This window comes from Phenylobacterium sp., assembly GCF_035569475.1.
Classification (GTDB): Bacteria; Pseudomonadota; Alphaproteobacteria; order Caulobacterales; family Caulobacteraceae; genus Phenylobacterium.
This window is the reverse complement of record NZ_DATMNA010000034.1, coordinates 1-24,638: the sequence shown is the minus strand read 5'-3', so window position 1 is coordinate 24,638 and position 24,638 is coordinate 1. Positions and strand designations below refer to the sequence as shown.

The window sequence follows — 24,638 nt, the reverse complement described above, 5'->3', positions numbered from 1 at the left end:
TCCGGCAAGGTGCTGACCGGCGGTGTCGACGCCAACGCCCTGCAGCGCCCGAAGCGCTTCTTCGGCGCGGCGCGGAACATCGAGGAAGGCGGCTCGCTGACCATCATCGCCACCGCCCTGATCGACACCGGCAGCCGGATGGACGAGGTGATCTTCGAAGAGTTCAAAGGCACCGGTAACTCGGAAATCGTGCTCGACCGCAAGGTGGCCGACAAGCGGGTCTATCCGGCCATCGACGTGATCAAGTCCGGCACCCGCAAGGAGGAGCTGATCACGCCCAAGGAGCACCTGACCAAGACCTACATCCTGCGCCGGATTCTGGGCCCCATGGGCGCCCAGGACGCCATCGAGTTCCTGCTCGACAAGCTGCGCTCCTCGAAGACCAACGAGGAATTCTTCCAGTCGATGAACACGTAGGGCTGCGGCCCTACCCGGGCCTACAAGTTCTACTTGTGTTTCACGTGAAACATCGGGCGCTCATCCCTCCCCAGGCCGCGTAGCGGCCAGGGTGGGGCAGTCGCGTTCAAGCGCTGGCTCCGCGCTCCGGACCACGCTTCCCCACCCGTCTCACTGGCGTTCGCCACCCTCCCCGCAACGGGGAGGGATGAGCCGTCACGGGATCAGCAGGCTCGCCCCGATCGTGGCCCGGCTCTCCAGGGCCTCGTGGGCTTTGCGGGCCTCGGCGAGGGGGAAGGTCTGGCCGATCTCGATCTTCACCTTGCCGGAGCCGATCATCTCCCACAGGGCCGCGGCGCTGGCGTCGAGCTCCTCGGTGGTGGCCTGGTAGTCGCCCATGGTCGGGCGGGTGAAGAACAGCGAGCCGTTGACCATCAGCAGGCGGGCCTCGACGGGCGGCGGCGGGCCCGAGGCGTTGCCGAAGCTGACGAACAGGCCGCGCCGCGCGAGGCTCTTCAGGGTTCCCTCGAAGGTGTCCTTGCCCACCGCGTCATAGGCCACCGGCACCCCCCTGCCGTCGGTGATCCGGCGGACCTCGGCGGCCACGTCCTGCTCGCGGTAGAGGATCACGTGGTCGGCGCCCAGCTCGCGGGCGCGGGCCGCCTTTTCCTGGGAGCCGACGGTGGCGATCACCACGGCGCCGAGGGCCTTGGCCCACTGGGTCATGATCTGGCCGACGCCGCCGGCGGCCGCGTGGACCAGGATGGTCTCGCCCGCCTCGACCCGATGCAGGCGGCGCAGGAGGAACTCGGTGGTCATACCCTTGAGCAGGGCCGCCGCGGCCGTGCGGAAGTCGACGCTGTCGGGCAGGGCCACGGTGCGCTCGGCGAGCGCCACCGAATAGTCGGCATAGGCCCCGGGCAGGCCGGAGCCGGCAGTCGCCACCCGGTCGCCGACCTTGAAGCGCGTGACCTCCGCGCCCACCGCCTCGACCACGCCGGCCGCCTCGCTGCCGAGGCCGGAGGGCAGTTTCATCGGATAGAGGCCGGAGCGCTGGTAGGTCTCGATGAAATTGATCCCGATGGCCTCGTGGCGGATCAGCACCTGGCGCGGCCCCGGCGTCGGGGCCTCGATCTCCACGAGACGCAGCACCTCCGGCCCGCCGGTCTGTTCGAAGCGGATCGCCCGCATCAGCCCAGCACCTTCTGGAAGAACTGCAGGGTCCGGCCGTTGGCCAGCTTGGCGGCGGCGGCGTCGAAGTGCGCCCCGCCCTCGCGGGCGAAGGCGTGGTTGCAGCCCGGATAGGTGTGGATCTCGATCTGCGGATGGTCCTTCAGCGCCGCCAGGATCACCGCCTGGGCCGGCTTGGGCACAAACTCGTCCTCCTCGGCGATATGGATCAGCAAGGAGTGGGTCAGCTTCTCGGCCTCCGCCACGCGGTTCTCCAGGCCCACGCCGTAGTAGGCGACCGAGGCGTCCGCGTCGGTGCGGGTCGCGGTGAGGAAGGCGAGCTGACCGCCCAGGCAATAGCCCACGGCCCCCACCTTGCCGTTGCAGCCTGCGTCCCCGCGGATGTGGGCTATGGTGGCGGCGATGTCGCCGACGCCCGCGTCCACGTCGAAGGCGTTGAACAGCTCGAAGGCCCGTTTCCACTCGGCGTCCGTCTTGTCGGTGATGTCGATGCCGGGCTCGATCCGCCAGAACAGGTCCGGGCAGATCGCCAGGTAACCCTGGGCGGCCAGGCCGTCGGTGACGTCGCGCATCACCTGGTTCACCCCGAAGATCTCCTGGATGACCACGATGGCGGGCGCGCTGGGCTTGGCGGGCCGGGCCACATAGGCGCCGAAGGCGCCGTCCTTGGTGGTGATAGTGGTGCGCTCGCCCATGGCTGGTCTCCGGTTTCCGCAAGGCTCGATGTCTGCGCTACTAGCGCGCGAGGCCGCCAGACGGCCATATGGAATCCGAAGCGGGAGCTTGCGGCATGAAGATGACCATCGAAGTGGATTGCACGCCGGAGGAGGCGCGCCGGTTCATGGGGCTGCCGGACGTCAGCGCGATCAACGAGCACCTGGTCAATGAGATGAAGGGCCGGATCGACGCCAACATGGCGATGATCTCGCCGGACGAGCTGGTGAAGAACTGGATGAGCTTCGGCGCCGGCGCCCAGGAGCAGTTCCGCAAGCTGATGGAAGTGGGCATGAACGCGGCCGCCCAGAAACGTCCTTAGGGAAATGAACGACACCATCTTCGCCCCGGCCACGGCGGCCGGACGGGCGGCGGTGGCGGTGGTCCGTGTCTCGGGACCCGGCACGCGGGCCGCGGTGCAGGCCCTGGCCGGGCGGTTGCCGGCGGCGCGCCGGGCTTCGCTGAGGACGCTGGCAGACGCGCAGGGCGTGGCGATCGACGAGGCCCTGGTCCTCTGGTTCCCGGCGCCCGGCAGCTACACCGGCGAGGACAGCGCCGAATTGCACGTCCATGGCGGCCCGGCGGTGGTCGGCGCGCTGGCGGACGCCCTCGCCGCCCAGGGCCTGCGGTTGGCCGAGCCGGGGGAGTTCACCCGCCGGGCCTTCGAGCACGGGAAGCTGGACCTCGCCCAGGCCGAAGGCGTGGCCGATCTGGTGGACGCCGAGACGGAGGCCCAGCGCCGCCAGGCCCTGGCCCAGCTCGGCGGGCGGCTATCGGACGTGCAGGCGCGCTGGCGCGACGGGCTCATCCGCGCCTCGGCCATGCTCGAGGCCGCCGTGGACTTTCCCGACGAGGAGGTGCCGGTCGACGTCGCCCGGCGGGCGCGGCCGATCCTGGAGATCCTGGCCGACGAGCTGGAGGCCGCCGCGGCGGACGTGGCGCGGGGCGAACAGGTGCGCGAGGGTTTCCGGATCGCCCTCCTCGGCGCGCCCAACGCCGGCAAGTCGACCTTGCTGAACGCGCTCGCCAAGCGCGAGGCGGCCATCGTCTCGGCGACACCGGGCACAACGCGGGACATCATCGAGGTGCCGATGGTGCTGGGCGGCTACAAGGTGGTGGTGGCCGACACCGCTGGCCTGCGCGTCACGACCGACGAAATCGAGGCCGAGGGCGTGCGCCGGGCCGAGGCCTGGGCGGACACGGCGGGCCTGAGGGTCTGGCTGGTGGACGGCTACGGCGACCCGGAACCGGCGGTCCCGGCGTCCCTGCGTCGCGGCGACATCGTGCTCCTGACCAAGCGGGACCTGGGCGAGGGCCTGGAGGGGCTGCCCGGCGAGCCGTTCACGGCCCGGAGCCCCAATGACGTGGCCTGGCTGGAGCGCTCGCTGACCGAGACGGTGGTCGAGGCGCTGGGCGGGTCGGAAATCCCCGCCGCCACGCGCCTGCGCCACCGGGACCTGCTCACCGAGGCCGCCGAGCGCCTGCGCCATGCCCTGGCGCAGGAGGAATCCCTGGAGTTGGCGGCCGAGGACGTGCGGCTGGCCGCCCGCGCCCTGGACCGGATCACCGGCCGCATCGACCCCGAGGACGTGCTCGGGCGGATCTTCGCGACGTTCTGCATTGGGAAATAGCTTCCCTTGCCTTCATGGCGAGGGAACGGCCGCGATAGCGGCCAGGGTGGGGGAAGCGCGGGCCGGAACGCCGAGTCAGCGCCCAGTCAGCGCCCAGTCGTAACCGCCCCACCCGTCTCGCTTCGCTCGCCACCCTCCCCATTAAGGAAGGGAAGCGTTGTTTCACGTGAAACAACGCTTCCCTTCGACTATATGCAGCGCTCCATGACGACCTGGGATGTGATCATCATCGGCGGCGGCCACGCCGGCTGCGAGGCGGCGGCCGCCTCGGCGCGGTTCGGCGCGCGTACGCTTCTGCTCACCCACAAGCTCGAGACCATCGGCGAGATGAGCTGCAACCCGGCCATCGGCGGCCTGGGCAAGGGCCATCTGGTGCGGGAGATCGACGCCCTGGACGGGCTGATGGGCCGGTTGGGCGATCGGGCGGGCATCCAGTTCCGCCTGCTGAACCGCTCGAAGGGTGCGGCGGTGCGCGGGCCGCGCTCGCAGATCGATCGGCGGCTCTACCGCGAGGCCATGCAGGCGGAACTGGCGCAAACGCCCAACCTCACCCTCGTCGCGGAGGCGGTGGAGGACCTGATCGTCCAGGACGGCGTCGTCGTGGGCGTCCTGGGGGCGAGCGGGGCGGCCTATCGCGCCGGGCGCGTGGTGCTGACCACCGGCACCTTCCTGAAGGGCGTGATCCACCGGGGCGACGAACGCATCCCCGCAGGGCGCGTGGGCGACGCGCCGGCCATCGGCCTCTCCGATCGCCTCTACGCCTCGGGCCTGCGGATGGGACGGCTGAAGACCGGGACTCCGGCGCGACTGGACGGCTCGACCATCGCCTGGGGCCGGCTGGAGATGCAGGCGGCGGACGACGAGCCCACGCCCTTCTCGTTCCTGACGGAGGCGATCACCACGCCGCAGATCGCCTGCGGGATCACCTACACCAACGCCGAGACCCACAGGATCATCGCCGCGCGGCTGGGCGAGAGCGCCGTCTATGGCGGCAAGGCGACCGGCGTCGGCCCGCGCTACTGCCCCTCCATCGAGGACAAGGTGGTCCGCTTCGCCGACAAGACCAGCCACCAGGTGTTCCTGGAGCCGGAAGGCCTGGACGACGACACGGTCTATCCGAACGGCGTCTCAACCTCGGTGTCGGAAGAGACCCAGGACCTGTTCCTGCGCACCATGGCGGGGCTCGAGGCCGTGCGGGTGCGCCGCTACGGCTACGCCATCGAATACGACTACGTGGACCCCCGCGAGCTCTATCCCACCCTGGAGGCCAAGCGCCTGCCGGGGCTCTACCTGGCCGGCCAGATCAACGGCACCACCGGCTATGAGGAGGCGGGCGCCCAGGGACTGGTGGCCGGGCTGAACGCCGCGCGCGCGGCGTCCGGGCTGGACGCGGCCGCCTTCGCCCGCGACGAGGCCTATATCGGCGTTCTGATCGACGACCTGGTGACCCGCGGGGTCACCGAACCCTATCGGATGTTCACCAGCCGCGCCGAGTTCCGCCTGATCCTGCGCGCCGACAACGCCGACCAGCGGCTGACCGCCAAGGGCGAGGCCCTGGGCGTCGTGGGCCCTGCCCGCGCCCTGGCGTTCGGCCGGAAGGCCGCGGCCCTGGCCGAGGCCCGCGCCCTGGCGGCGAACCTGACGCTGACCCCGTCAGCGGCCGAGAAAGCCGGCCTGCCGGTGAAGGCCGACGGGCAACGGCGGAACCTCACCGAGCTCCTGGCCTATCCGACCATCGGCTTCGACGACCTGGCCCGGATCTGGCCGCAGATCGCCGCATGGGCGCCGGCCGTTCGCGAGCAGGTGGAGATCGACGCTTCCTACACCGGCTACCTGGATCGCCAGGCCGCCGACGTCGCCGCCTTCCGCCGCGACGAGGACCTGACGCTGCCGGCCGACCTGGACTATGGCGGGGTCGGCGGCCTCTCCAACGAAGCCCGCGAAAAACTCAATCAAGTCAAGCCATTGACCCTTGGCCAGGCGGCCAGGATCGAGGGCGTGACCCCTGGCGCCCTGACCGCCCTGCTGGCCCATGTCCGTCGCCGCGCCGCCTGAGCCCCTGGCGCCGGCGGCCCCGATGGACGCGAACGGCTTCGCGGCCGTCAGCGGCGCGACGCCCGCCCAGATGGCCGACCTGGAGCGGTTCCGCGTCCGCCTGGCGGAACGCAACGCGGTGATGAACCTGGTGGGCCCAGCCTCCCTGCCCGACTTCTGGTCGCGCCACGCCTGGGACTCGGCCCAGTTGCTGCGGCTGGCGCCCGACGCGCGGGCCTGGGCGGACCTGGGCGCCGGCGCCGGTCTGCCCGGCCTGGTGCTGGCCATACTCGGCAAGGGCGTGATCGGCTTCCACGTGGACCTCGTGGAGAGCATGACCAAGCGCTGCAGATTCCTCTCCGAAGTGGTGGAAGAGCTGACGCTTCCGGCCACGGTCCACAACACGCGTGCGGAAAACCTCGATCTAACTGTGGAGATCGTCACCGCGCGGGCTTGTGCGCCGCTTCACCGCCTGCTCGGGTATGCCCGGCCCTACCTTCAATCCGGCGCTACCGGCCTGTTCCTCAAGGGACAGGACGTGGTGGCCGAGATGAAGGAGGCGGCCAGGCATTGGGAATATGAGGCCGACGTCGTGCCATCCAAAAGCGACCCCAGAGGCCGCATCGTGCGTGTGAGGAGGCTCGGCCGTGCCCGCAAGACCTGAACCGCCCATGCGGGTCCTGGTGGTCGCCAACCAGAAGGGCGGCGTGGGCAAGACCACCACCGCCATCAATCTCGGCACCGCCCTGGCCGCCGTGGGCGAGCGGGTGCTGCTGATCGACAGCGACCCCCAGGGCAACGCCTCGACCGGCCTCGGCATCGGCCGGGCGCAACGCAAGAACACCCTCTACGACGTGCTGATGGGCGAAAAGCCGCTCAGCGAGGCGGTGGTGAAGTCCTCCGTGCCGGGCCTGGACGTGGTGCCCTCCGATCCGGACCTTTCGGGCGTCGAGATGGAGCTGGCCCAGCAGGCGCGCCGTTCCTACAAGCTGCGCGACGCGCTCGACCGGGTGCGCGAGGCCGCGACCTACAGCTATGTGCTGATCGACTGCCCGCCCTCGCTGAACCTTCTGACGGTCAACGCCATGGCGGCGGCCGACGCGGTGCTGGTGCCCCTGCAGTGCGAGTTCTTCGCCCTGGAAGGCCTCACCCAGCTCATGCGCACCATCGAACTGGTCCACACCAGCCTCAATCCCAAGCTGGAGATCCAGGGGATCGTGCTGACCATGTTCGACCGCCGCAACGGTCTGTCGGCCCAGGTGGCCAACGACGTGCGCGACCACTTCGGCGAGACGGTCTACCAGACAGTGATCCCGCGGAACGTGCGGGTCTCCGAGGCGCCGTCGTTCGGAAAGCCGGCGCTGGTCTATGATCTGAAATGCGCGGGGAGTCAGGCCTACCTTCGGCTCGCCCGCGAGGTGGTTCTGCGCGAACGCGCCCGCCGCAAAGTCGCGGCGTAAGGGGATTTCGATGGCCGAGGGCCGCAGAGGATTGGGCCGGGGCTTATCCGCCCTGCTGGACGACGCGAGCGACGGCGACGGGCCCGTGGCCGCCGGCGAAGGCGCGCGCGAGATCCCCATCGAGCTGGTCCATCGCAACCCCGACCAGCCGCGCCGCCACTTCCCGGAGGCCGAGATCGCCGAGCTGGAGACCTCGATCCGCGACAAGGGCGTCCTGCAGCCCATCCTGGTGCGCCCCTCGCCCAAGACCGCCGGCGAATTCGAGATCGTCGCCGGGGAACGCCGCTGGCGCGCGGCCCAGCAGGCGGGCCTCAAGGCGATCCCCGCCCTCGTGCGGATGCTCGACGACGACAAGGCCTTCGAGATCGCCGTCGTCGAGAACGTGCAGCGCGAGGACCTCAACGCCATGGAGGAGGCCCAGGCCTACGCCTCGCTGATGAAGCGGATGGCCTACACCCAGGACAAGGCCGCCGCCGCGGTCGGCAAGTCGCGCAGCCACGTGGCCAACACCCTTCGCCTGCTGCAACTGCCGGCGAACGTGCAGGACCATGTTCTCTATGGCCGCCTCACCGCCGGTCACGCGCGGGCCATCCTCAGCGCCGATCAACCGGAGGCGCTGGCGCAAGCCATTGTCGAGAAAGGGCTTTCTGTCCGAGACGCCGAGGCCCTAGCCAAGCGCAAGGGCGGCAGCGGACCCGCCAAGGCCTCGGGGCCGCGCCGGTCCAAGGATACCGACACCGCAGCCCTCGAGGTCGACCTGGAGGACGTGCTGGGCATGAGCGTCAACATCCTCGACCGCGGCGGCGCGGGCGAGCTGCGCATCAAATACGCCACCCTCGAACAGCTCGACGAGCTCTGCCGAAGGCTGACCCGCTCATGATCGCGCCCCAATGATTTTGGCTCAAGGCAAGCTCGTGCGCCTGCGCACGATCCGCATCCCTGACCTCAAGGCCGCCACTGCGCACGCTTTTAGCCTCTCGGCCACCGAGCCCATGACCGATCTCGCCTGGGCCCGCGCCGTCCACGACCAGACCGGCTTCTGGACTCCAAAGACCGGGGTCGCCGCCTTCGAGGTCGAAGACCGTCTCGTGGGGACCATGCAGTACTACCCGCCGGGTCCCCGGGTGCACGGCTTCGAGATCGGCTACAGCCTTCACAACGAAGACGACCGTGGCAAAGGCTATGGCTCGGAAGCCCTGCGCCTGTTCTCCGACTTGCTCTTCGCGCAGCATCCGGAATGCCACCGGCTGCAACTGATCATCGCCGTGGAAAACTTCGCCGACGCCCGCACGGTTGAGCATTGTGGCTATGCCGCCGAAGGCACTCTTCGAAAGGCGCACTACACGGGCCCAGGCGAGCCGGCCGACTGCCTCGTCTATTCGCGGGTCCGGGATTAAGCTCGACTACAGGCCCTCGCCGTCCTCGGCGTCCGTCGCCTTGGCCTTCTGGTCGACATTGGTCGGTGCGGTCTTGTGGCCCGTACGCTCTTCCTCCCGCGCGCCCTGCAGGATGCCCACCAGCCCGTAGTTCCCCTCGTGGCAGGCGTATTCGTAGACTTGGCCGGTTATGCGCGAGAACTCGTATTCGCCGCCCCAGGGCTGGGCGAAGACCGTCGGATCCTCCACCCAGAAGGCGTAGTGCATCCGGTCCTTGCCGGTCCGCGTGAAGCGCTCGGTGACCTTCAGGTGCTCGGACGCGCCGCGGAAGGCCTGCTCGGGATGGAAATTGGTGGTCTCGACCACCAGGGTGTCGCCCTCCCAGTGGCCGATCGAATCGCCCATCCAGGGCCGCACGGAGGCCGGCAGATGCTGCGCGGCGTCCAGGCGCACGATGCGCGCGTCGTGGACCATCTCCACGTCGATGACCACCCGATCCTTGGTCTGCACGAACTGATAGGTGTTGTTGTAGAGGCCGGGCAGCATCACCGGCCCCGACGAATTGCCGAACGACAGCAGGCAGCGTTCGCCCAAGGCGCGGGTCTCGGGGTTGTCGCTCGGGCTCGCGCCGGCCTTCAGGGTGGGGCCGTAGAGGTTGATATGCACGTCCTTGCGCATCGGCACCCGGCCGTCCGGCGTGGAGGTGATGAAGCCGTTCCGGGGCTGGCCGTTCACCCGCATGACGACGCTGCCCGGGTCGGTCCAGGCGGCGTTGTAGTTGCAGTCGGTGCCGCGGCCGCCTGAACAGTCGGCCGGCAGGTCGGTGACCTTGGCGTTCGGGTCGGTGGGCTTGTTGCCGAGATCGATCTGCGCCTGGGTCTTGGCCTCGATCTTCCGGGTTTCGGCCTCGGTCAGCACCAGGCCAGGGCCATACTTCGGGTTGCGCTCCAGGCGGGTGACCGCGACGTTGGTCCAGACGCCCTGCAGGTCCGGATGGCCATAGGCGTCGCGCGGCGCCTTGTAGGCGGTCTTAGGCGGGGCCGGCGGCTGGGCGTAGGCCAGTGACGGCAGGGCGAGGAGCCCCGCGACCGCAGAAAAGGCCAACGCCTTCAAACCCTTTGCTAACATTTCCGCCTCCCGAGCCACCTGCAGTCATTGCTGCTTATGGACCTAAGTATCCCGGCGTCCCGGGCCGGTGGCAAGGGGCGCGCTAGAGGCCCAGGCGCCGCGCCCGGCTGGCGACCGTCAGGGCGAGACGCTCGGCGATCAACTGGTCCGGGGAGCCCGCGGTTTTGCACAGGCGGTCGGCGTCGAGGATCTGGGGCTGGATGCGGTCGAGTTCCTCCAGGCTCCAGGACCGCGCCTGGCGCAGGAACTCCCGCTCCTGCTTCCAGAAGACGCCGGCCGCCTTGGCCGCCTCCTGCAGGCCGGCGCCGCTCCTGGCCAGGGTGAGCGCGCGGCGCAGGCGGCCCAGATGCATGCCGAGCGCGCGCACCGCGGCCGGGCCGCCCTCGCCTTCCTGCGCGGCGCGCCGCAGGCCGGCCTGCGCCTCGCCCGGCCGGCCGCCGAAGGCGTCGGCCGCGGCGTCCGACAGCGAGGCCTCCGGCTCGACGCCCAGGAAGGGCTCCAGGTCGGTCGGCGTGGCGGTGACGCCGCTGCCCGGGCCAAGGAAGAGCGCCAGACGCTCCATCTCCTGGCGGGCGACCCCGCGCTCCTTGGGCATGCGCGCCACGAACAGCGCCAAGGCCTCGCTGGTGAGCGACAGGTTGTCCTTCGCCAGCGCCTCGCGCACCTGGCGCGCCACGTCGCCCGGCTCGTCCTCGTAGCAGGGGATGGTCGCCGCGCCGGCGGCCTTCTCGGCGACCTTGCGCAGGGCGGAGTCGCGGCCGAGCGCCCCGGCCTCGATCAGCAGGAAGGCGTCGGGATTGAGCTCGCCGGCCGCATGGCGGGTCAGGGCCTCGGCGACCAGCTTGTCGAGGCTGGCCTTCTCCGTGGAGAACCGCAGGCGCACAAGCCGGCGGCCGCCCATCAGAGACTGGGCCGCCAGCTCAGCCTCGAGGCGCCCCGCGTCGCCGTCGAGGTCGCCGTCGGTCAACTGGGCCACGTCGAAGGGGTCGTTGGGGTCCTTGGCGATCCTGGCCGCCAGCTCCTGGCCCCGCTCGCGCACCACGCCCATGTCGCGGCCGTAGATCAGGGCGGCGCGGACACCGGCCTCGGGCCGCGACAGGAAGCGTTCGATGTCCGGGCGCTTGCCGAGGATCAAGGCGTTCAGCCTCCGGCCGGCGGTCCGGTCGGCGTCAAGGAGTCGGTCGGCGTCAGGGAGTCGGCCGGCGGCGGGATCACCTTCTGCGGCTTCTTGGGCGAGGGCTCTCCGGTGGCCAGCCACGAGGCGAGCTCAAGCTGGATGCGCCGGGCGGCCTCGGTGGTCGCCCGGTCTTCGGCGTCCTGCTCGGCGGCGATGGAGGCATAGGGCTGGTCGGCGGAGTCGTAGGTGACCTCGACCCGCACGCGGCCCTTCTTGGCCACGTCGCCGCCCGGCAGGTTGGCCAGGGTGTAGTCGGCGGTCAGGACATATTCGTAGCGGGTGGCGACGTTGTCGGTGCGCACGCCGCGCGGATAGCGCGCCTCGGACAGCGACAGGCGCATGGAATAGGCCGCCGGCGCCGAGCGGTTCTTGGCGAAGGCGTCGTCCAGGTGCTCGCGGATCAGGAAGCCAGCGCGGCCGCTGGGCTGGATGACGTTGATCGCGGCGAGCTTGGGGACAACGCCCGGGGCGGCGTAGAGCGGAGTGAATCCGCAGCCGCCCAGCGCCAGGCTCGCGCCGACGGCGGCCACGGTCAGCAGGAGCTGCGCCGTGCGGCTCATCTCAAGCGGCCACGATGTTGACGATGCGGTCGGGCACCACGATCACCTTGCGGATGGTCAGGCCCTCAAGGCGCCGCGCGATCTCGGGGTCGTCAAGCACGATCTTCTCCACGTCCGCCGCCGAGGCGCCCGCCGGGGCCGAGATTTCGCCGCGGCGCTTGCCGTTGACCTGCACCGGCAGCACCCGCACCGCGTCCTCGGTGAGCGCGGCGTCGAAGCTGGGCCACGGCGCCATGGCGACCATGCCCTGTCCGCCGACCCGCGCCCAGCACTCTTCGGCGAGGTGCGGCGTGAAGGGCGCGATCAGCCGGGCGAAGGCCGACAGCGCCTCGCGGCGAGCGGCCAGCACGGCGGCGGTCGCGCCGGCGGCCGGATTGGCCTTCAAAAGGTTCAGGAACTCGTAGAGCCGCGCGATGCCGGAGTTGAAGCGGAAGGTGTCGATGGCCTCGGTGACCTGGCGGATCAGCTTGTGGGTCGCCCGGCGCAGCGCCGTGGCGGCCTCATCGTCGGCCGCGCCGTCGACCCCGGCCGCCGGCTGGCTGTCGAATTCGTCCCAGACCCGGTTCACGAACCGCCAGGCGCCCTGCACGCCGGCGTTCGACCACTGGGCGTCACGCTCAGGCGGGCTGTCGGAGAGGACGAACAGGCGCGCGGCGTCCACCCCGTAGACGTCGAAGATCTCCTCGGGCGCCACGGTGTTCTTCTTGGACTTCGACATCTTCTCGACGTCGCCGATCACCACCTCGGCCCCGTTCTCGATCAGGCGCGCGCGCCGCGCCTTGCCCTCGACCAGGACCTCGACGTCTTTCGGCTCCAGCCATTCGCCGCTCTGCCGCCGATAGGTCTCGTGGGTGACCATCCCCTGGGTGAACAGGCCCGCGAACGGCTCGCGCACCGACAACTGGCCGTCGTCGGCCAGGGCCTTGGTCACGAAGCGCGCATAGAGCAGGTGCAGCACCGCATGCTCGATGCCGCCGATGTACTGGTCGACCGGCAGCCAGTAGTCCGCCGCGGCCTTATCGATCGGCTCGGCCGCGTGCGGGTTGGCGAAGCGGGCGAAGTACCAGGAGGAATCCACGAAGGTGTCGAGCGTGTCGGTCTCGCGGGTCGCGGGGCCGCCGCATTTGGGACAGGTCGTATGCTTCCAGGTCGGGTGGCGGCTCAGCGCGTTGCCGGGTTTTCCGAACTCCAGGTCGTCGGGCAGGGCCACCGGCAGGGCCGACTTCGGCAGCGGCACGACGCCGTCCTTGTCGCAATGCACCACGGGGATCGGGCAGCCCCAGCCGCGCTGGCGCGCCACGCCCCAGTCGCGCAGGCGGAAGACCGTCGCGCCCTGGCCCTTGCCCATCGCCTCGATGCGGGCGATCGCCGCGGCCTTGGCGGCCTCGATGTCCAGGCCGTCCAGGAAGCCGGAGTGGTAGATGACGCCCGGCCCCAGGTAGGGCTCGTCGCCGATCGTGAAGCTCGCGGGGTCCTCGCCGGGCGGCAGCACCACCGGCTTCACCGGCAGGCCGTACTTGTGGGCGAAGTCCAGGTCGCGCTGGTCGTGGGCCGGGCAGCCGAACAGCGCGCCCGCGCCGTAGTCCATCAGCACGAAATTGGCGATCCAGACCGGCAGCTCCCAGGACGGGTCGAACGGGTGCTTCACGCGGATGCCGGTGTCGAAGCCCAGCTTCTCGGCGGTGTCGATCTCGGCCTGGCTGGCCCCGCCCTTCTTGCACTCGGCGATGAAGGCCTTGGCTGCGTCGTTGGCGGCCGCGACCTGCTCGGCCAGCGGGTGGTCGGCGGCGATGGCCACGAAGCTCGCCCCGAACAGGGTGTCGGGCCGGGTGGTGTAGACCTCCAGGCCCTTTTCGAAACCGTCAGGCGCTTTTCCGGCGAAGTCGAAGGAGAAGGTCAGGCCCTTGGAGCGGCCGATCCAGTTCTCCTGCATGACCCGCACCTTCTCGGGCCAGCGATCCAGGGTCGCCAGGTCGTCGGTCAACTGGTCGGCGTAGTCGGTGATCCGCAGGAACCACTGGTTCAGCTTGCGCTTCTCGACCACCGCGCCGGAGCGCCAGCCGCGGCCGTCGACCACCTGCTCGTTGGCCAGCACGGTCTGGTCCACCGGGTCCCAGTTGACCATCCCCTCGCGGCGATAGACCAGGCCGCGAGCGAACAGGTCCAGGAACAGCGCCTGCTCCTGCCCGTAGTAGGCCAGATCGCAGGTGGCGAATTCGCGGGACCAGTCGATCGAAAGGCCCAGCTCCTTCAGCTCGGCGCGCATCCGGGCGATGTTGTCGTAGGTCCAGCCTTTGGGATCGACGCCGCGCTCCATGGCGGCGTTCTCGGCGGGCAGGCCGAAGGCGTCCCAGCCCATGGGGTGCAGCACGGAAAAGCCGCGGGCGCGCTTGAAACGGGCGATCACGTCGCCGAGCGCATAGTTGCGCACATGGCCCATGTGCAGGCGCCCCGACGGATAGGGGAACATCTCCAGCACGTAGTACTTGGGCCGCGAAGGATCGATCACCGCGCGGAAGGCGTCGGCGTCCGCCCAGGCCTTGCGCCACTTGGGCTCGGTTTCTTTCGGGTTGTAGCGGGCCATCGAGGAGGCTTTGGACTGGAGTTGGAGGTCCGGTCAACGCCTCTTCAGGAGCGGCGCGCCGACGAGCGAACGATCGAAGGGCGTCTCAGCCCCTGATGTTCGAAAGTCGAAGCTGGCGCGCCTTGGTCAGGATGGCGTTCTCGATGTCCGTCTCGGTCTGGCTGGCCGAGGGGGCGTCGATCCACTGGCCGGAGGCGTCGCGGTTCTGCTTGAACACCGCCACGTTCAGCCCATCGGCGCGCAGCCGGGCGTCCAGGATGTAGACGGTGCACTTGAACCGCTCATCCGGCTTTTCCGGGTTCACGTACCAGTCGGTGATGACCACGCCGCCATAGGGATCGGCCGAGGCCAGCGGCATGAACGACAGGGTGTCCAAGGTCGCGCGCCACAGATAGCCGTTGACGCCGATCTGGGCGGCTGAATCGGGGTTGGAGACGGCCTTGGGCCCCTCTCCGCCGCCGAGCGGATGCATGATGTGGGAACAGCCGGCCACGCCCATCGAGGCGACAGCCAAGGCGCTCACCGCAACGCCACGCATCCAGGTACCGCGCACAAACGGCATATGTATCCGTCTCCAATGATTCCCGCGGCGCCAAGCCAACGCCCCGGCGCCGCCCCGCGCCGCGCCCTCTATAACAATGCCGTGTCACTCGCCAAACAGGAATCGCGTGACCCTGCCGCCACAGGCGGAGAGGTTCTTCGCCGCATCCCGTGATTGTACGCGCGGATTAAGTTGACCTTAGCCGGTCCGGCTCTCTAATCGGCTTCGACTGTGGCGGACCTTGGGCGACCGGGGGTGCGTACGCCGCGTCGAGGGGCTATATGTTGGGCATGTCCGTCCGTCGGTTCGCAATGCTGGTCGCCATGACCGCCCTGACCGGGGCGGCAAGCGGCGCTGCGCAGGCGGCTCCGGCGACGGCCACGGCGTCGGCTCAAAGCGCCGCGACCAAGCCGCTCGACTTCACCGTCCACGCCGATTCCTCGCCGATCATGGCCGGGACCCAGGCCCTGAAGCTGGATGCGGCCAAGGGCCGGTGGGGCGTCACCCTGAACCTGCAGCAGCCCGACACCCGCCAGACGACGCTCAACGACATCCAGGCCGGCGCCTATTACAAGATCACTCCGGCGCTGCGGGTCGGCGGCGCCTTCGCCTTCGGCGACCAGCAGGTGATCCCGGGGCCGAAACCGAACACGCCGGACACCAGCCAGCCGCGCGTCCAGCTCGAGACCAAGTTCAAGTTCTAAGGCCGTCCACCGCGGCGATACCCGTCAGGCCCGTTCCCTTCAGGAGGCGGGCCTTTTTCATGTCTATGCCGCCCAGGCCGTAGACCGCGCCGCCCGCCCGCCGCACCAGGATCGCCAGCCGCAGCGCGCCCATCGGCCTTCCCGCCGAGGCCGAGCGGCTCGCGAACACCGTCGAGACCACCACGGCGTCGGCCCCGGCCGCCAGGGCTCGTCGCGCGGCGGCAGTGGAGTGGGCGGCGGCGGTGACGATCCAGCGCGGATGCGCCGCCTTCACCCGCCGCGCGCGGTGCGCCAGGCGTTCCGGCAGATGGACGCCGTCCGCGCCCAGCGCCCGGGCCAGGTCCGCGTCGGCCCCGATCAGCAGCAGCAGGCCGCGGCGCCGGGCGATCGCCTTCAGCCGGGCGCCCTGGGCCTCGGCGTTCGGGGCCCCGAAGGCGCGGAACACCACCGCCGCGCCGCGCGGCAGGTTGGCGGCGACCGCTTCCGGGTCCGGCGTCCTGGCCGGATCGGTGAAGAACAGCAGCGGCGGCAGGACCGCGCTCGCCCCCTTCCGCCGGCGCGCCCGGCGCCCTAGGAACTGGGCCGTCCTCGCCAAGGTCCAGAACCCACCCGAAATGGCCCAGCCTCCTCCTGCCGCCCTTTCCGAAAGAGCCTGGGCCGATGTCGTGGCCCGGATCGCCCGCGCAGCGCAAGCCGCCGGGCGGCCTTCCGAGAGCGTGACCCTGGTGGCGGTCTCCAAGATGCAGCCCTGGGAGGCGGTCGAGCCGGTGCTGGCCGCGGGCCAGAAGGTGTTCGGCGAGAACCGGGTGCAGGAGGCCCAGGCCCGCTGGGCCGAGCGGCGCGGCGAGATCGCGCTGCACCTGATCGGGCCCTTGCAGACCAACAAGGCCGCCGATGCGGTGGCCTTCTTCGACGTCATCGAGACCCTCGACCGCGAGAAGCTGGCTCGCGTGCTGGCCGAGGAGATCGGCAAGCAGGGCAAGGCGCCGCGCCTCTACGTCCAGGTGAACACCGGCGAGGAGCCGCAGAAGGCCGGCGTGATCCCCGCCGACGCCGACGCCTTCATCGCCGCCTGCCGCCGGACCTACGGCCTGGAGCCGGAGGGCCTGATGTGCATCCCGCCGGCCGCCGAGCCGGCCGGGCCGCACTTCGCCCTGCTGGCCAGGGTCGCGGCGCGCAACGGCCTTGCGAAGCTGTCGATGGGCATGAGCGACGACTTCGAGACCGCCATCGCCTTCGGGGCCACCAGCGTGCGGGTGGGCTCCGCGGTGTTCGGGGCGCGCAGCTAGATCGCTGCGATCGCCTCAGGATCGAAGGCCCGCAGGTTCGGCTCGACCCATCTGCGGCGCGCTTCCACCGAAAACAGCCGGTCCTTCGACCAGTAGGCCAGCGGCCAGTCCGAGCGCCCGAGCGGTCCTGCCATCAAGGCGTCCATCACCTCGTGCAGGGGTGCGTCCGGCGGATGGGTGGCCAGCACGGCGCGCGCCGCGGCGAGCGAGGCCTGGGTGATGGTCTCGTGGTAGCCGCCGCTGTCGGTGTTCTCGACCCCGGTGGCCTCGTTGTAGGCGCGGATCAGGGGCGGCATTCGCTCGGCGAGCGGCCAGTCCGGCCGGTGGCGCAACAGCCACAGCGCCGCGGCGAAGTGGCCGGCGTGGGTCCATTCCGGCTTGGGGAGCGAGCGGTAGATCAGGCCGAGGCCGACGCGGTCGATGTCGGTCTCGGTTCGGAAGACGGTGGTCATGGGTCCTTCTCGCTGGCGAAAGGCCCGAACGGCGACATGAAAAACCCCGCCGGTCGGGCGGGGTTGGCGGTTGGCTTCGAAGGGTTGGAGGACCTAGTTCGAAATGGCCAAGCGCGCCCACGCCGCCGGACGGCGGGTCTGATTTTGCTGGGCGGTTTTGGGCGTGTGGGCCATGGGCGAGGCTTTTGGATCCGGCCCACAAGCCTGTCAACGGCGCGGGTCAGCCGGCGCGGATCTCCAGGGCGTCGCCGGGACGGGCGGCGGCCAGCAGTTCTTCCAGGTCCGGCCGGGCCAGCGCCACGCAGCCCTCGGTGGGCGCATAGCCCTCCCGCGCCAGGTGCAGGAAGATGGCCGACCCCATGCCGGGCTCCGGCGGATCGTCGTTGTGGCCCAGCACCACGATCAGGTCATAGAGATGGTCGTCGCGCCACATGGCCTCGTGGCTGGCGGCGCACGGCAGCTTCACCGCCCGGTTGTAGGCGGCGTCCGCCGGGTCGTCGCACCAGCCGTCGTCCGGCGAGAGCGCCGTGGCCGGCAGCGCGGTCCGGGGCGGGCCGCCGCGGTCGGGCCGGTAGAGCACCTGGCGGATCGGCCAGACGCCGGCCGGCGAGGCCAGGTCGCCCTCGCGCTTGTCGGCCGCGGGCGTCACCCCGGCCTTGCCCAGCGCGCAGCGCGCGCGCCGTCCGCCCAGGTCGAGCCATCCGCCCGGCCCATGCAGATCGGCGGTTGCGGTGAAGATCACGCGGCGGTTCCTAAATACGGTTGGTGGCGGGCGGCGACACGGTGCATGTTCTTCCGGTCATGGCCCAACGCAAGACCCTCCTCATCGTCGATGACGACGCGGACCTGCGCGGCGCCGTCGCCGAGCAGTTGCAGTCCGAGGATTTCGACACCCTGGAGGCGGCCACCGCGGCCGACGGCGTACGGCTGGCCCAGACCGAGCGGCCGGACCTGATCCTGCTCGACGTCGACCTGCCGGACTTCGACGGCCGCGAGGCCTGCCGCCGGATGCGCGCCAGCGGGGTTTCGACCCCGGTCATCATGCTGACCGCCGCCGGCGAGGACGACGACACCGTCCAGGGCCTCGACGCCGGGGCCAACGACTATGTCACCAAGCCCTACAAGTTCGCAGTCCTGCTGGCCCGCATCCGGGTGCAGCTTCGCGACTACGAGCATTCCGAGGGCGCGGTCTTCCGCCTGGGCGCCTACGAGTTCCGCCCTTCGGCCAAGATGCTGGTCGATCCGCAGGGCAAGAAGATCCGCCTGACGGAGAAGGAAACCAACATCCTGAAATACCTCTACCGCGCCGGGGAGAAGCCGGTGTCGCGCGAGGAGCTGCTGGCCGAGGTCTGGGGCTACAACGCCGGCGTCACCACCCACACGCTGGAAACCCACGTCTACCGCCTGCGCCAGAAGATCGAGAGCGATCCGGCGAACGCGAAGCTGCTGCTCACCGAGGCCGGTGGGTACAAGCTGGCGCCGTGAGAGCTCCTCTCCCTCGCGCGTAGCGCGAAGGGAGAGGGTTTCGCTGGGGAGAGGAGGCTTAAAGCGCGAGGTCCGCGCTGACCGGAGCGTGGTCGCTCGGCCGTTCCCACTCCCGCACGTCGTCGTGGATTCGCGCCGCCGCTGAACCTGAGCGGAAGGCCGCGTCGCGCAGGCCCGGCGTCACCAGGATATGGTCCAGGCGCAGGCCGCGGTTGGACTGGCGGAAGTCCTGGGCGCGGTAGCTCCACCACGAGGCCAGCTTCTGCGGCTCCGGATAGGCCTCCCGGTTCAGGTCGATGAAGCCCAGGGAGGCGTGGAGCGCGGCCATGGCCTCGATCTCGACCGGCGTGTGGCTGACGATCTTGGACATGTACTTGTGGTTCCAGACGTCGTTCTCGCCCGGGGCCACGTTCAGGTCGCCGACGATGGCCAGCGGCGCCTTGGGATCGCGCTTCGACAGTTCGGCGGTCAGTTTCTCGTAGAAGTCGAGCTTGTGATCGAACTTCGGGTTCTCCGCGCGGTCGGGGACGTCGCCGCCGGCCGGGATGTAGAAGTTGTGGATCTCGACGCCCGCCACGGTCGCGCCGACGCAGCGGGCGTGGCCCTCGCGGCAGACGTCCAGCGGCGGAGCCTCCTCGAGCGGCAGGCGCGAGGCGATGGCGACGCCGTGCCAGCCTTTCTGGCCGGCGATCTTCAGGTGCGGCAGGCCCATGTCGATGAAGGCCTGCTTCGGGAACTCGCCCTCGCGGCACTTGATCTCCTGGAGGCACAGGACGTCCGGGGCCTGCTCGGCGACGAAGCGGGCGGCCTGCTCAGCCCGCAGGCGTACGGAGTTGACGTTCCAGGTGCAGATTCGAAGGCGCATGCCGCTCCTTAGGCTCCGGCGTAAGGGATGGGAATGGAGCGGACAAAGAGACGCCCGGGCACTGGAGAAAGCCCGGGCGTTTCAGTGGTCTCTCATGCCGCCGCCGGGAGGGGATAGGTTCCGGCACGGATTCCGCCGGCGCGAACGCCGCGCTAGCGAGATAGTGTCATTAACGCCACATGGACAGCAAAAGTCAAGCTCCGAAGAGTTAGCCCTTGCTCGTGATGAATTCGTCACAATCACCCCTGAGTCGCCGGCTTCGGGCGCGGGTCCCTGAGTACGAACAGGGCCGGATCGAGGCCGGACGCCGCCTGCAGGCCGCTGATGCGCAGGCTCGTGGTGTGGCCCTGGGCGTCGGTGACGGTCCAGGCGATCAGCGACATGGGCGTGTCGCGGAAGGTGAGCGTGATCTGGCCGGCGGTCTCGCGCTTGCCGTCGCGGGCGGTGATCGAAAAGCCGTCGGCCGCGCGGCTGACGCGGGTCACCTGCACGCCCTTGTCGAGCCGGATGGTCTTGGCCAGGAACAGCGACAGCGGCGTCGCCCCCAGGGGATAGGCGGTGAAGGTGTTCAGCCGGCTGTCGGAAACGATCACCCGCCCGCCGTCGGAGACCACCAGCAGGCCCGCCGGCGGATCGTAGGCGAAGCGCGCCTTGCCCGGGCGCTTGAGGAACAGCTCGCCGGTGGTGACCGCGCCGCGGGCGTCGGTCTGGGTGAAGCGGCCCTTGGCTTCGGTGAGGCCCTGAAGATAGGCCACCGCCTTGTCCACCAGCGCCTGGTCCTCCGCCGTCAGGGCCGGCGCGGGCGGGGCGGCCGCGGCCAGGGCGGCGGCGGGCGTCAGGGCGGCGGCCGCGACCAGGGCGATGAGCTGGCGGCGGGTGGTCGGGGTCGGCGTTCTCATGGGATCCAAGGTGGCCGCGCGGCATGGCGGCCGCAAGGCGCCCGGAACACCGATTGGTGTCCCGGCTCGGCGCAACGGAGCCGCGCCATGCTAGGTTGGTGCGCCATGGACCCCATCGCAAAGCTCGAAGCCCGCGAAGCCGAGGCCCGCGCCGTGGGCGACGTCGAGACCGCAGACCTTCTCGCCGACGCCATCGCGCGCCTGAGATCCGGCGAAAGCCCGCTGCGCGAACAGCAGCCGGGGCGGATGGGCCTGGGCACGAGCCAGGAGGACTACCGCCGCGATCCCCCGCGGGCCCTGCCGAAGAAGCCCGACCCGATGACCAAGGGCCACAAGCCGGGCGGCCGGCGGAGCCGCTGAGGCCTTAAGCGCCATCCTCGGCCGGCGCGGACAGACTGCTCCTTAAGTCCATGATGGCCATGATTTGCTTGGGCCTCTCGGCAACTCAAGGACTGGCGAAGCCAGCCGCTCCGCGGCGCGCCTTTGGCGCGTCCTTGACTTGCCGAGAGGCCCAAGCTCGCAATCAACCATGGGCTTCAGGGCTATCCAGCATTCGAATGAATGCAGGCCAACGTCCGCCTCGGCTAAGACCCCAAGCTTGACCTTGGCGGCCCTGGGGGTTTGGCTCCGCGAGGAGCCTGCCTTGGACCAGAATGCACTGCCGACATTGCGGATCAAAAGCACCGCCGCAGGTCAGATGCGGATGCTCTCTGTTGTCATGGCAATGTGCGCGACGTCCGCATGGATGTTCGCCCGAATGGGCGCCTGGGGCATGTCGCTCTATGTCTGGGTGCTCATTGGCTTGGCTGTTTTCGCCACAGGTATCTTCGCCGTGAGGGCCGCGATCCCATCAACTTTGACTCTCGACGCTACGGGACTGACCTGGAAGGTCAGCGGCTGGCCTGCTCGTCGGCTTCTTTGGGCCGATATTGACAGGTTCGGGCTCGTGCCGCCGCGTCCGCCGCTGATCGATTCGCTAGTCGGTTACAGCTTCAGGGTCGGCAGGGCGCCAAGTCCCAATATGCGCGCTAGCTGGACCGGCTTCGACGCCACGATAAGCAGCGGCTGGGAACTCGACCCGACGACACTTGTCGAAACGCTGGAGCGATATCGACGCTTCGCTGACAGCGCATCGACTTAAGGCGCCGCGCTGACCAGGATCTCGCGCTTGCCGGCGTGGTTGGCTGGGCCGACCACGCCCTCCTGCTCCATCCGCTCCATCAGCGAGGCGGCGCGGTTGTAGCCGATCTGCAGGCGGCGCTGGATGTAGCTGGTCGACGCCTTGCCGTCGCGGGTGACCACCGCCACCGCGCGGTCGTAGAGGTCGTTGGACTCGCCGTCCCCGCCGCCGAAGCCCAGATCGCCCGCCTCGCCGTCCTCGTCCGCGGCGGCGGTGACTTCCTCAAGGTATTGCGGCTGGCCCTGCTCGCGCAGGAACTTGGCCACCGCCTCCACCTCTCCATCGCTGACGAAGGGTCCGTGCAGGCGGGTGATGCGCCCGCCGCCGGCCATGTAGAGCTGGTCGCCCTGGCCCAGCAGTTGTTCGGCGCCCTGCTCGCCCAGGATGGTGCGGCTGTCGATCTTGGAGGTGACCTGGAAGCTGATCCGGGTCGGGAAGTTGGCCTTGATGGTGCCGGTGATCACGTCCACCGAGGGGCGCTGGGTGGCCATGATCAGGTGGATGCCCGCGGCCCGCGCCATCTGCGCCAGGCGCTGGACGGCGCCTTCGATGTCCTTGCCGGCCACCATCATCAGGTCGGCGACCTCATCGATGATCACCACGAGCATGGGCATGGGCTCGGGCGTGATCTTTTCGCTCTCGTAGATCGCCCGTCCGGCCTCGTCGAAGCCGGTCTGGACCGTGCGCTCGAAGTGCTCGCCCTTGGCGGCGGCCTCCTTGGCGCGCTCGTTGTAGGAGGCGACATTGCGCACGCCGATCTTGGACATGCGGCGGTAGCGGTCCTCCATCTCGCGGACGGTCCACTTCAGCGCCACGATGGCCTTCTTCGGATCGGTCACCACCGGCGCCAACAGGTGCGGGATGCCGTCGTAGACGCTGAGCTCCAGCATCTTCGGGTCGATCATGATCATCCGGCACTGGTCCGGCGGCAGGCGGTAGAGGATCGACAGGATCATGGCGTTGACGCCGACCGACTTGCCCGAGCCGGTGGTCCCGGCGATCAGCAGGTGGGGCATCCGCGCGAGGTCGGCGATGTAGGGCTCGCCGCCGATGGTCTCGCCGAGCGCCATGGGCAGGGTCTGGCCGCCGCGCTCGTATTCGGAGCTGGCCAGCAGGTCGCGCAGGTAGACTGTCTCGCGCTTCTGGTTGGGCAGCTCGATGCCGATGGCGTTGCGGCCCGGCACCACCGAGACCCGGCAGGCGGCGACGCTCATGGAGCGCGCGATATCGTCGCTGAGCGCGACGACGCGGGCGGATTTCACCCCGGCCGCCGGCACCAGTTCGTAGAGCGTGACCACGGGCCCGGGGCGGATCTGGTCCACCTGGCCGCGGACGCCGAACTCGGCCAGGACGCTTTCCAGGAGCTGGGCGTTCTGGCGGAGCGCGCCTTCGTCGAACTGGGCGGCGCGGGGCTTGGGCTTGGCCAGCATGGAAAGCTCGGGCAGCAGGAAGCCGCCGGGCCGGACGAACTCGAAGGTCGACTGGGCCTCGCGCTGTTCGCGGGGGCTCTCCTTGGCCGCCGTCTTGGGCGCCCGCACCTTGGGGCCGTCGCCGGGGTCCTGAGCGAGGGGAGCCGGATCGAGGGCGGCGTCGGGGATGCCGCCTTCGCGGCGCTCCCGGGCCGAGACCCTGGCGGCGCGTTCCGGCCTCGCGGCCGCCGCGGCCGCCGCCTTGGGCTTCGGCGTGAGGGCGGCGGACAGCCAGTCGCCCAGGGTGCGCAGCTCCGACGGCCGCAGGCCGATGGCGTAGGCCAGCGCCGCCAGGCCCACGGCGGCGAACGCCACCGCGGCGATCGGCCGGGCGAGCGGCAGGTGGGCGAAGGCGAGCAGGCGCGACAGGCCGCTGAGCAGGGCGTCGCCCCACAGGCCGCCCAGCCCCTTGGCCAGCGGCCAGGCGGCGGGCGGCGCGGGCCAGGCCAGGGCCGCCGCCAGCGCCAGGACGCCCACGACGCCCGCCAGGGCGCGCAGGCGAAGCGACCGGCGGCTGGCGGCCGGCTCGCCGGCGGCGGCGCGGCAGAGGCCCAGGACCACCACGGTCAGGGCCAGGAAGGCGCAGGCCAGGCCCAGGGACTGGACGCCGAGGTCGGCCAGCGCCGCGCCGGGCCCGCCCAGCGCATTGGCGGGCGCCGCCGGGCTGGCGGCGTTCAGGCTGGGGTCGGCGGCGTTATAGGTGGCGAAGGCCACGGCGAGCGCCGCCCCGGCCGCCGCGGTGATCCCGCCGCGCAACCGCGCCGTCCCCGGATGCGACCAGGCCAGGCCCGCGATGTGCCAGGCCAGGGCCATGCCGGTCTTCCGCGCCGTCCGCGCCATGCCAAAGCCGCTCCACTCAAATCACCCGCCCTGTTTCGCGCGCGGATGGTTAACCGGCATTTACTTTGCCCCCGGGCGCACGGGCGATTTGCCGAGCCACGGCCCCGGCATTAGGGTCGCGCCCATGCAATGGACGATGCCGCATCGGGTGCTTCAGGTGGTCGCGGGACTGATCGCCGTGGTGGCGCTTTCCGCCTTCACCCTGGGTGTCGTGAACGCCCCGTCCCGCGGTCGCATGCCGGGCGAGCGGGCGGCGGGCAGCGCCGGCGCGGCGTCGCTGGTGGCGACCGAGGCGGTGCCGCTCGGCGCCGAACGCATCGAAGGCGCGGCCCCGGCCCGCGAACTGACGCCCGAGGAGAAGGAAAAGCTCGAGGCGGACAAGGAGGCCAAGCAGGAGGCCGAGGACGAGGCCCGCGCCGCCGCAGCGACCGCGCCGCCGACCGCCGTGGCCGCCGCCCCCGCGCAGGTCGCCGCCGCGCCCAGCGAAGCGCCGCCGGCCCCGTCGCCCGACGAGGCGCCGCACTAGGTTCTGAACCCATAAAGGTTGCGGCTGAGGTCGACGCTTGATTCAAGGCTTCCGAAAGGAGCCTGGGATGGCGCGATACGATCTGAGCGAAGTGGAGTGGCGGCTGATCGAGCCCCTGCTGCCGAACAAGCCGCGCG

At 70.3% G+C, this 24,638-nt stretch carries 26 protein-coding genes and 1 pseudogene; 14 read left to right on the top strand and 13 right to left on the bottom strand.

Annotation, left to right across the window (positions count from 1 at the left end; translation table 11 throughout):
- Positions 1-417: pseudogene (locus VNW53_RS05015) on the top strand (transcription termination factor Rho); the annotation flags it as partial.
- Positions 418-612: 195 nt separating this feature from the next.
- Here the strand turns inward: VNW53_RS05015 and VNW53_RS05010 are convergent.
- Together VNW53_RS05010 and VNW53_RS05005 are read right to left on the bottom strand one after the other, a co-directional pair.
- Positions 613-1,587: a quinone oxidoreductase gene (locus tag VNW53_RS05010; RefSeq protein WP_325553993.1), complete on the bottom strand. Its 975-nt coding sequence runs from the start codon at positions 1,585-1,587 to the stop codon at positions 613-615.
- On the bottom strand, positions 1,587-2,282 hold the full coding sequence (locus VNW53_RS05005) for a dienelactone hydrolase family protein (RefSeq protein WP_325553992.1): 696 nt from the start codon (positions 2,280-2,282) through the stop codon (positions 1,587-1,589). The genes VNW53_RS05010 and VNW53_RS05005 overlap by 1 nt, the downstream gene beginning before the upstream one ends.
- A gap of 95 nt (positions 2,283-2,377) precedes the next feature.
- Here VNW53_RS05005 and VNW53_RS05000 point away from each other — a divergent pair, with 95 nt between their 5' ends.
- The 7 genes from VNW53_RS05000 (at position 2,378) to VNW53_RS04970 (ending at position 8,823) form a co-directional block, all read left to right on the top strand.
- Positions 2,378-2,623, top strand: coding sequence for a DUF6489 family protein (locus tag VNW53_RS05000; RefSeq protein WP_325553991.1), 246 nt, complete (start codon positions 2,378-2,380; stop codon positions 2,621-2,623).
- A gap of 4 nt (positions 2,624-2,627) precedes the next feature.
- Positions 2,628-3,932, top strand: coding sequence for a tRNA uridine-5-carboxymethylaminomethyl(34) synthesis GTPase MnmE (gene mnmE, locus VNW53_RS04995; protein ID WP_325553990.1), 1,305 nt, complete (start codon positions 2,628-2,630; stop codon positions 3,930-3,932).
- A gap of 204 nt (positions 3,933-4,136) precedes the next feature.
- Positions 4,137-5,987, top strand: a complete 1,851-nt coding sequence (gene mnmG, locus VNW53_RS04990) for a tRNA uridine-5-carboxymethylaminomethyl(34) synthesis enzyme MnmG (protein ID WP_325553989.1) — start codon at positions 4,137-4,139, stop codon at positions 5,985-5,987.
- Positions 5,965-6,630 (top strand): 16S rRNA (guanine(527)-N(7))-methyltransferase RsmG, encoded by a 666-nt coding sequence (gene rsmG, locus VNW53_RS04985; protein ID WP_325553988.1) that lies wholly within the window; start codon positions 5,965-5,967, stop codon positions 6,628-6,630. Before mnmG ends, rsmG begins: the two co-directional genes overlap by 23 nt.
- 7 nt (positions 6,631-6,637) lie before the next feature.
- The gene (locus VNW53_RS04980) at positions 6,638-7,426 is read left to right on the top strand and encodes an AAA family ATPase (protein WP_325553995.1); all 789 of its coding nucleotides are present in this window, start codon (positions 6,638-6,640) and stop codon (positions 7,424-7,426) included.
- A gap of 10 nt (positions 7,427-7,436) precedes the next feature.
- A complete protein-coding gene (locus VNW53_RS04975) occupies positions 7,437-8,306 on the top strand; it encodes a ParB/RepB/Spo0J family partition protein (RefSeq protein ID WP_325553987.1) in 870 nt (289 codons plus the stop codon).
- A 10-nt stretch (positions 8,307-8,316) separates the two neighbouring features.
- The gene (locus tag VNW53_RS04970; RefSeq protein ID WP_325553986.1) at positions 8,317-8,823 is read left to right on the top strand and encodes a GNAT family protein; all 507 of its coding nucleotides are present in this window, start codon (positions 8,317-8,319) and stop codon (positions 8,821-8,823) included.
- A gap of 6 nt (positions 8,824-8,829) precedes the next feature.
- On the opposite strand, the gene VNW53_RS04965 is transcribed toward VNW53_RS04970, so the two are convergent.
- The 5 genes from VNW53_RS04965 to VNW53_RS04945 form a co-directional block, all read right to left on the bottom strand.
- Positions 8,830-9,906, bottom strand: a complete 1,077-nt coding sequence (locus VNW53_RS04965) for a hypothetical protein (RefSeq protein WP_325553985.1) — start codon at positions 9,904-9,906, stop codon at positions 8,830-8,832.
- A gap of 106 nt (positions 9,907-10,012) precedes the next feature.
- Positions 10,013-11,065 (bottom strand): DNA polymerase III subunit delta, encoded by a 1,053-nt coding sequence (gene holA, locus VNW53_RS04960; RefSeq protein ID WP_325553984.1) that lies wholly within the window; start codon positions 11,063-11,065, stop codon positions 10,013-10,015.
- Positions 11,066-11,070: 5 nt separating this feature from the next.
- Entirely contained in the window at positions 11,071-11,667 is a 597-nt protein-coding gene (gene lptE / locus VNW53_RS04955) for an LPS assembly lipoprotein LptE (RefSeq protein ID WP_325553983.1), read from the bottom strand.
- A 1-nt stretch (position 11,668) separates the two neighbouring features.
- Complete coding sequence (leuS, locus tag VNW53_RS04950) at positions 11,669-14,251, bottom strand: leucine--tRNA ligase (protein ID WP_325553982.1); 2,583 nt, start codon at positions 14,249-14,251, stop codon at positions 11,669-11,671.
- A gap of 85 nt (positions 14,252-14,336) precedes the next feature.
- Positions 14,337-14,813, bottom strand: coding sequence for a DUF3576 domain-containing protein (locus VNW53_RS04945; protein ID WP_325553981.1), 477 nt, complete (start codon positions 14,811-14,813; stop codon positions 14,337-14,339).
- A 269-nt stretch (positions 14,814-15,082) separates the two neighbouring features.
- Here VNW53_RS04945 and VNW53_RS04940 point away from each other — a divergent pair, with 269 nt between their 5' ends.
- Complete coding sequence (locus VNW53_RS04940; RefSeq protein ID WP_325553980.1) at positions 15,083-15,496, top strand: NtrZ family periplasmic regulatory protein; 414 nt, start codon at positions 15,083-15,085, stop codon at positions 15,494-15,496.
- On the opposite strand, the gene VNW53_RS04935 is transcribed toward VNW53_RS04940, so the two are convergent.
- The gene (locus VNW53_RS04935; protein WP_325553979.1) at positions 15,486-16,091 is read right to left on the bottom strand and encodes a thiamine phosphate synthase; all 606 of its coding nucleotides are present in this window, start codon (positions 16,089-16,091) and stop codon (positions 15,486-15,488) included. The two genes, VNW53_RS04940 and VNW53_RS04935, sit on opposite strands and share 11 nt — an antisense overlap.
- 19 nt (positions 16,092-16,110) lie before the next feature.
- On the opposite strand from VNW53_RS04935, the gene VNW53_RS04930 reads away from it, so the two are divergent.
- On the top strand, positions 16,111-16,785 hold the full coding sequence (locus tag VNW53_RS04930) for a YggS family pyridoxal phosphate-dependent enzyme (RefSeq protein WP_325553978.1): 675 nt from the start codon (positions 16,111-16,113) through the stop codon (positions 16,783-16,785).
- Here the strand turns inward: VNW53_RS04930 and VNW53_RS04925 are convergent.
- Together VNW53_RS04925 and VNW53_RS04920 are read right to left on the bottom strand one after the other, a co-directional pair.
- Positions 16,782-17,237 carry a hypothetical protein gene (locus VNW53_RS04925; RefSeq protein ID WP_325553977.1) on the bottom strand — a complete coding sequence of 152 codons (456 nt, stop codon included), beginning with the start codon at positions 17,235-17,237 and terminating at the stop codon, positions 16,782-16,784. The two genes, VNW53_RS04930 and VNW53_RS04925, sit on opposite strands and share 4 nt — an antisense overlap.
- Positions 17,238-17,457: 220 nt before the next feature.
- Positions 17,458-17,979, bottom strand: a complete 522-nt coding sequence (locus VNW53_RS04920) for a L,D-transpeptidase family protein (protein ID WP_325553976.1) — start codon at positions 17,977-17,979, stop codon at positions 17,458-17,460.
- Positions 17,980-18,038: 59 nt separating this feature from the next.
- On the opposite strand from VNW53_RS04920, the gene VNW53_RS04915 reads away from it, so the two are divergent.
- A complete protein-coding gene (locus tag VNW53_RS04915; RefSeq protein WP_325553994.1) occupies positions 18,039-18,722 on the top strand; it encodes a response regulator transcription factor in 684 nt (227 codons plus the stop codon).
- A 58-nt stretch (positions 18,723-18,780) separates the two neighbouring features.
- Here VNW53_RS04915 and xth read toward each other — a convergent pair whose 3' ends face one another.
- Together xth and VNW53_RS04905 are read right to left on the bottom strand one after the other, a co-directional pair.
- On the bottom strand, positions 18,781-19,587 hold the full coding sequence (gene xth, locus VNW53_RS04910) for an exodeoxyribonuclease III (protein WP_325553975.1): 807 nt from the start codon (positions 19,585-19,587) through the stop codon (positions 18,781-18,783).
- Between the two features lie 239 nt (positions 19,588-19,826).
- Entirely contained in the window at positions 19,827-20,486 is a 660-nt protein-coding gene (locus VNW53_RS04905) for an outer membrane lipoprotein carrier protein LolA (RefSeq protein ID WP_325553974.1), read from the bottom strand.
- A 105-nt stretch (positions 20,487-20,591) separates the two neighbouring features.
- On the opposite strand from VNW53_RS04905, the gene VNW53_RS04900 reads away from it, so the two are divergent.
- Complete coding sequence (locus tag VNW53_RS04900) at positions 20,592-20,846, top strand: excinuclease ABC subunit B (protein ID WP_325553973.1); 255 nt, start codon at positions 20,592-20,594, stop codon at positions 20,844-20,846.
- A gap of 283 nt (positions 20,847-21,129) precedes the next feature.
- Positions 21,130-21,627 (top strand): hypothetical protein, encoded by a 498-nt coding sequence (locus VNW53_RS04895; protein ID WP_325553972.1) that lies wholly within the window; start codon positions 21,130-21,132, stop codon positions 21,625-21,627.
- On the opposite strand, the gene VNW53_RS04890 is transcribed toward VNW53_RS04895, so the two are convergent.
- The gene (locus VNW53_RS04890) at positions 21,624-23,975 is read right to left on the bottom strand and encodes a DNA translocase FtsK (protein WP_325553971.1); all 2,352 of its coding nucleotides are present in this window, start codon (positions 23,973-23,975) and stop codon (positions 21,624-21,626) included. The two genes, VNW53_RS04895 and VNW53_RS04890, sit on opposite strands and share 4 nt — an antisense overlap.
- Before the next feature lie 124 nt (positions 23,976-24,099).
- Here VNW53_RS04890 and VNW53_RS04885 point away from each other — a divergent pair, with 124 nt between their 5' ends.
- Positions 24,100-24,501: a hypothetical protein gene (locus VNW53_RS04885; protein WP_325553970.1), complete on the top strand. Its 402-nt coding sequence runs from the start codon at positions 24,100-24,102 to the stop codon at positions 24,499-24,501.
- The last annotated feature ends 137 nt before the right edge of the window (positions 24,502-24,638 follow it).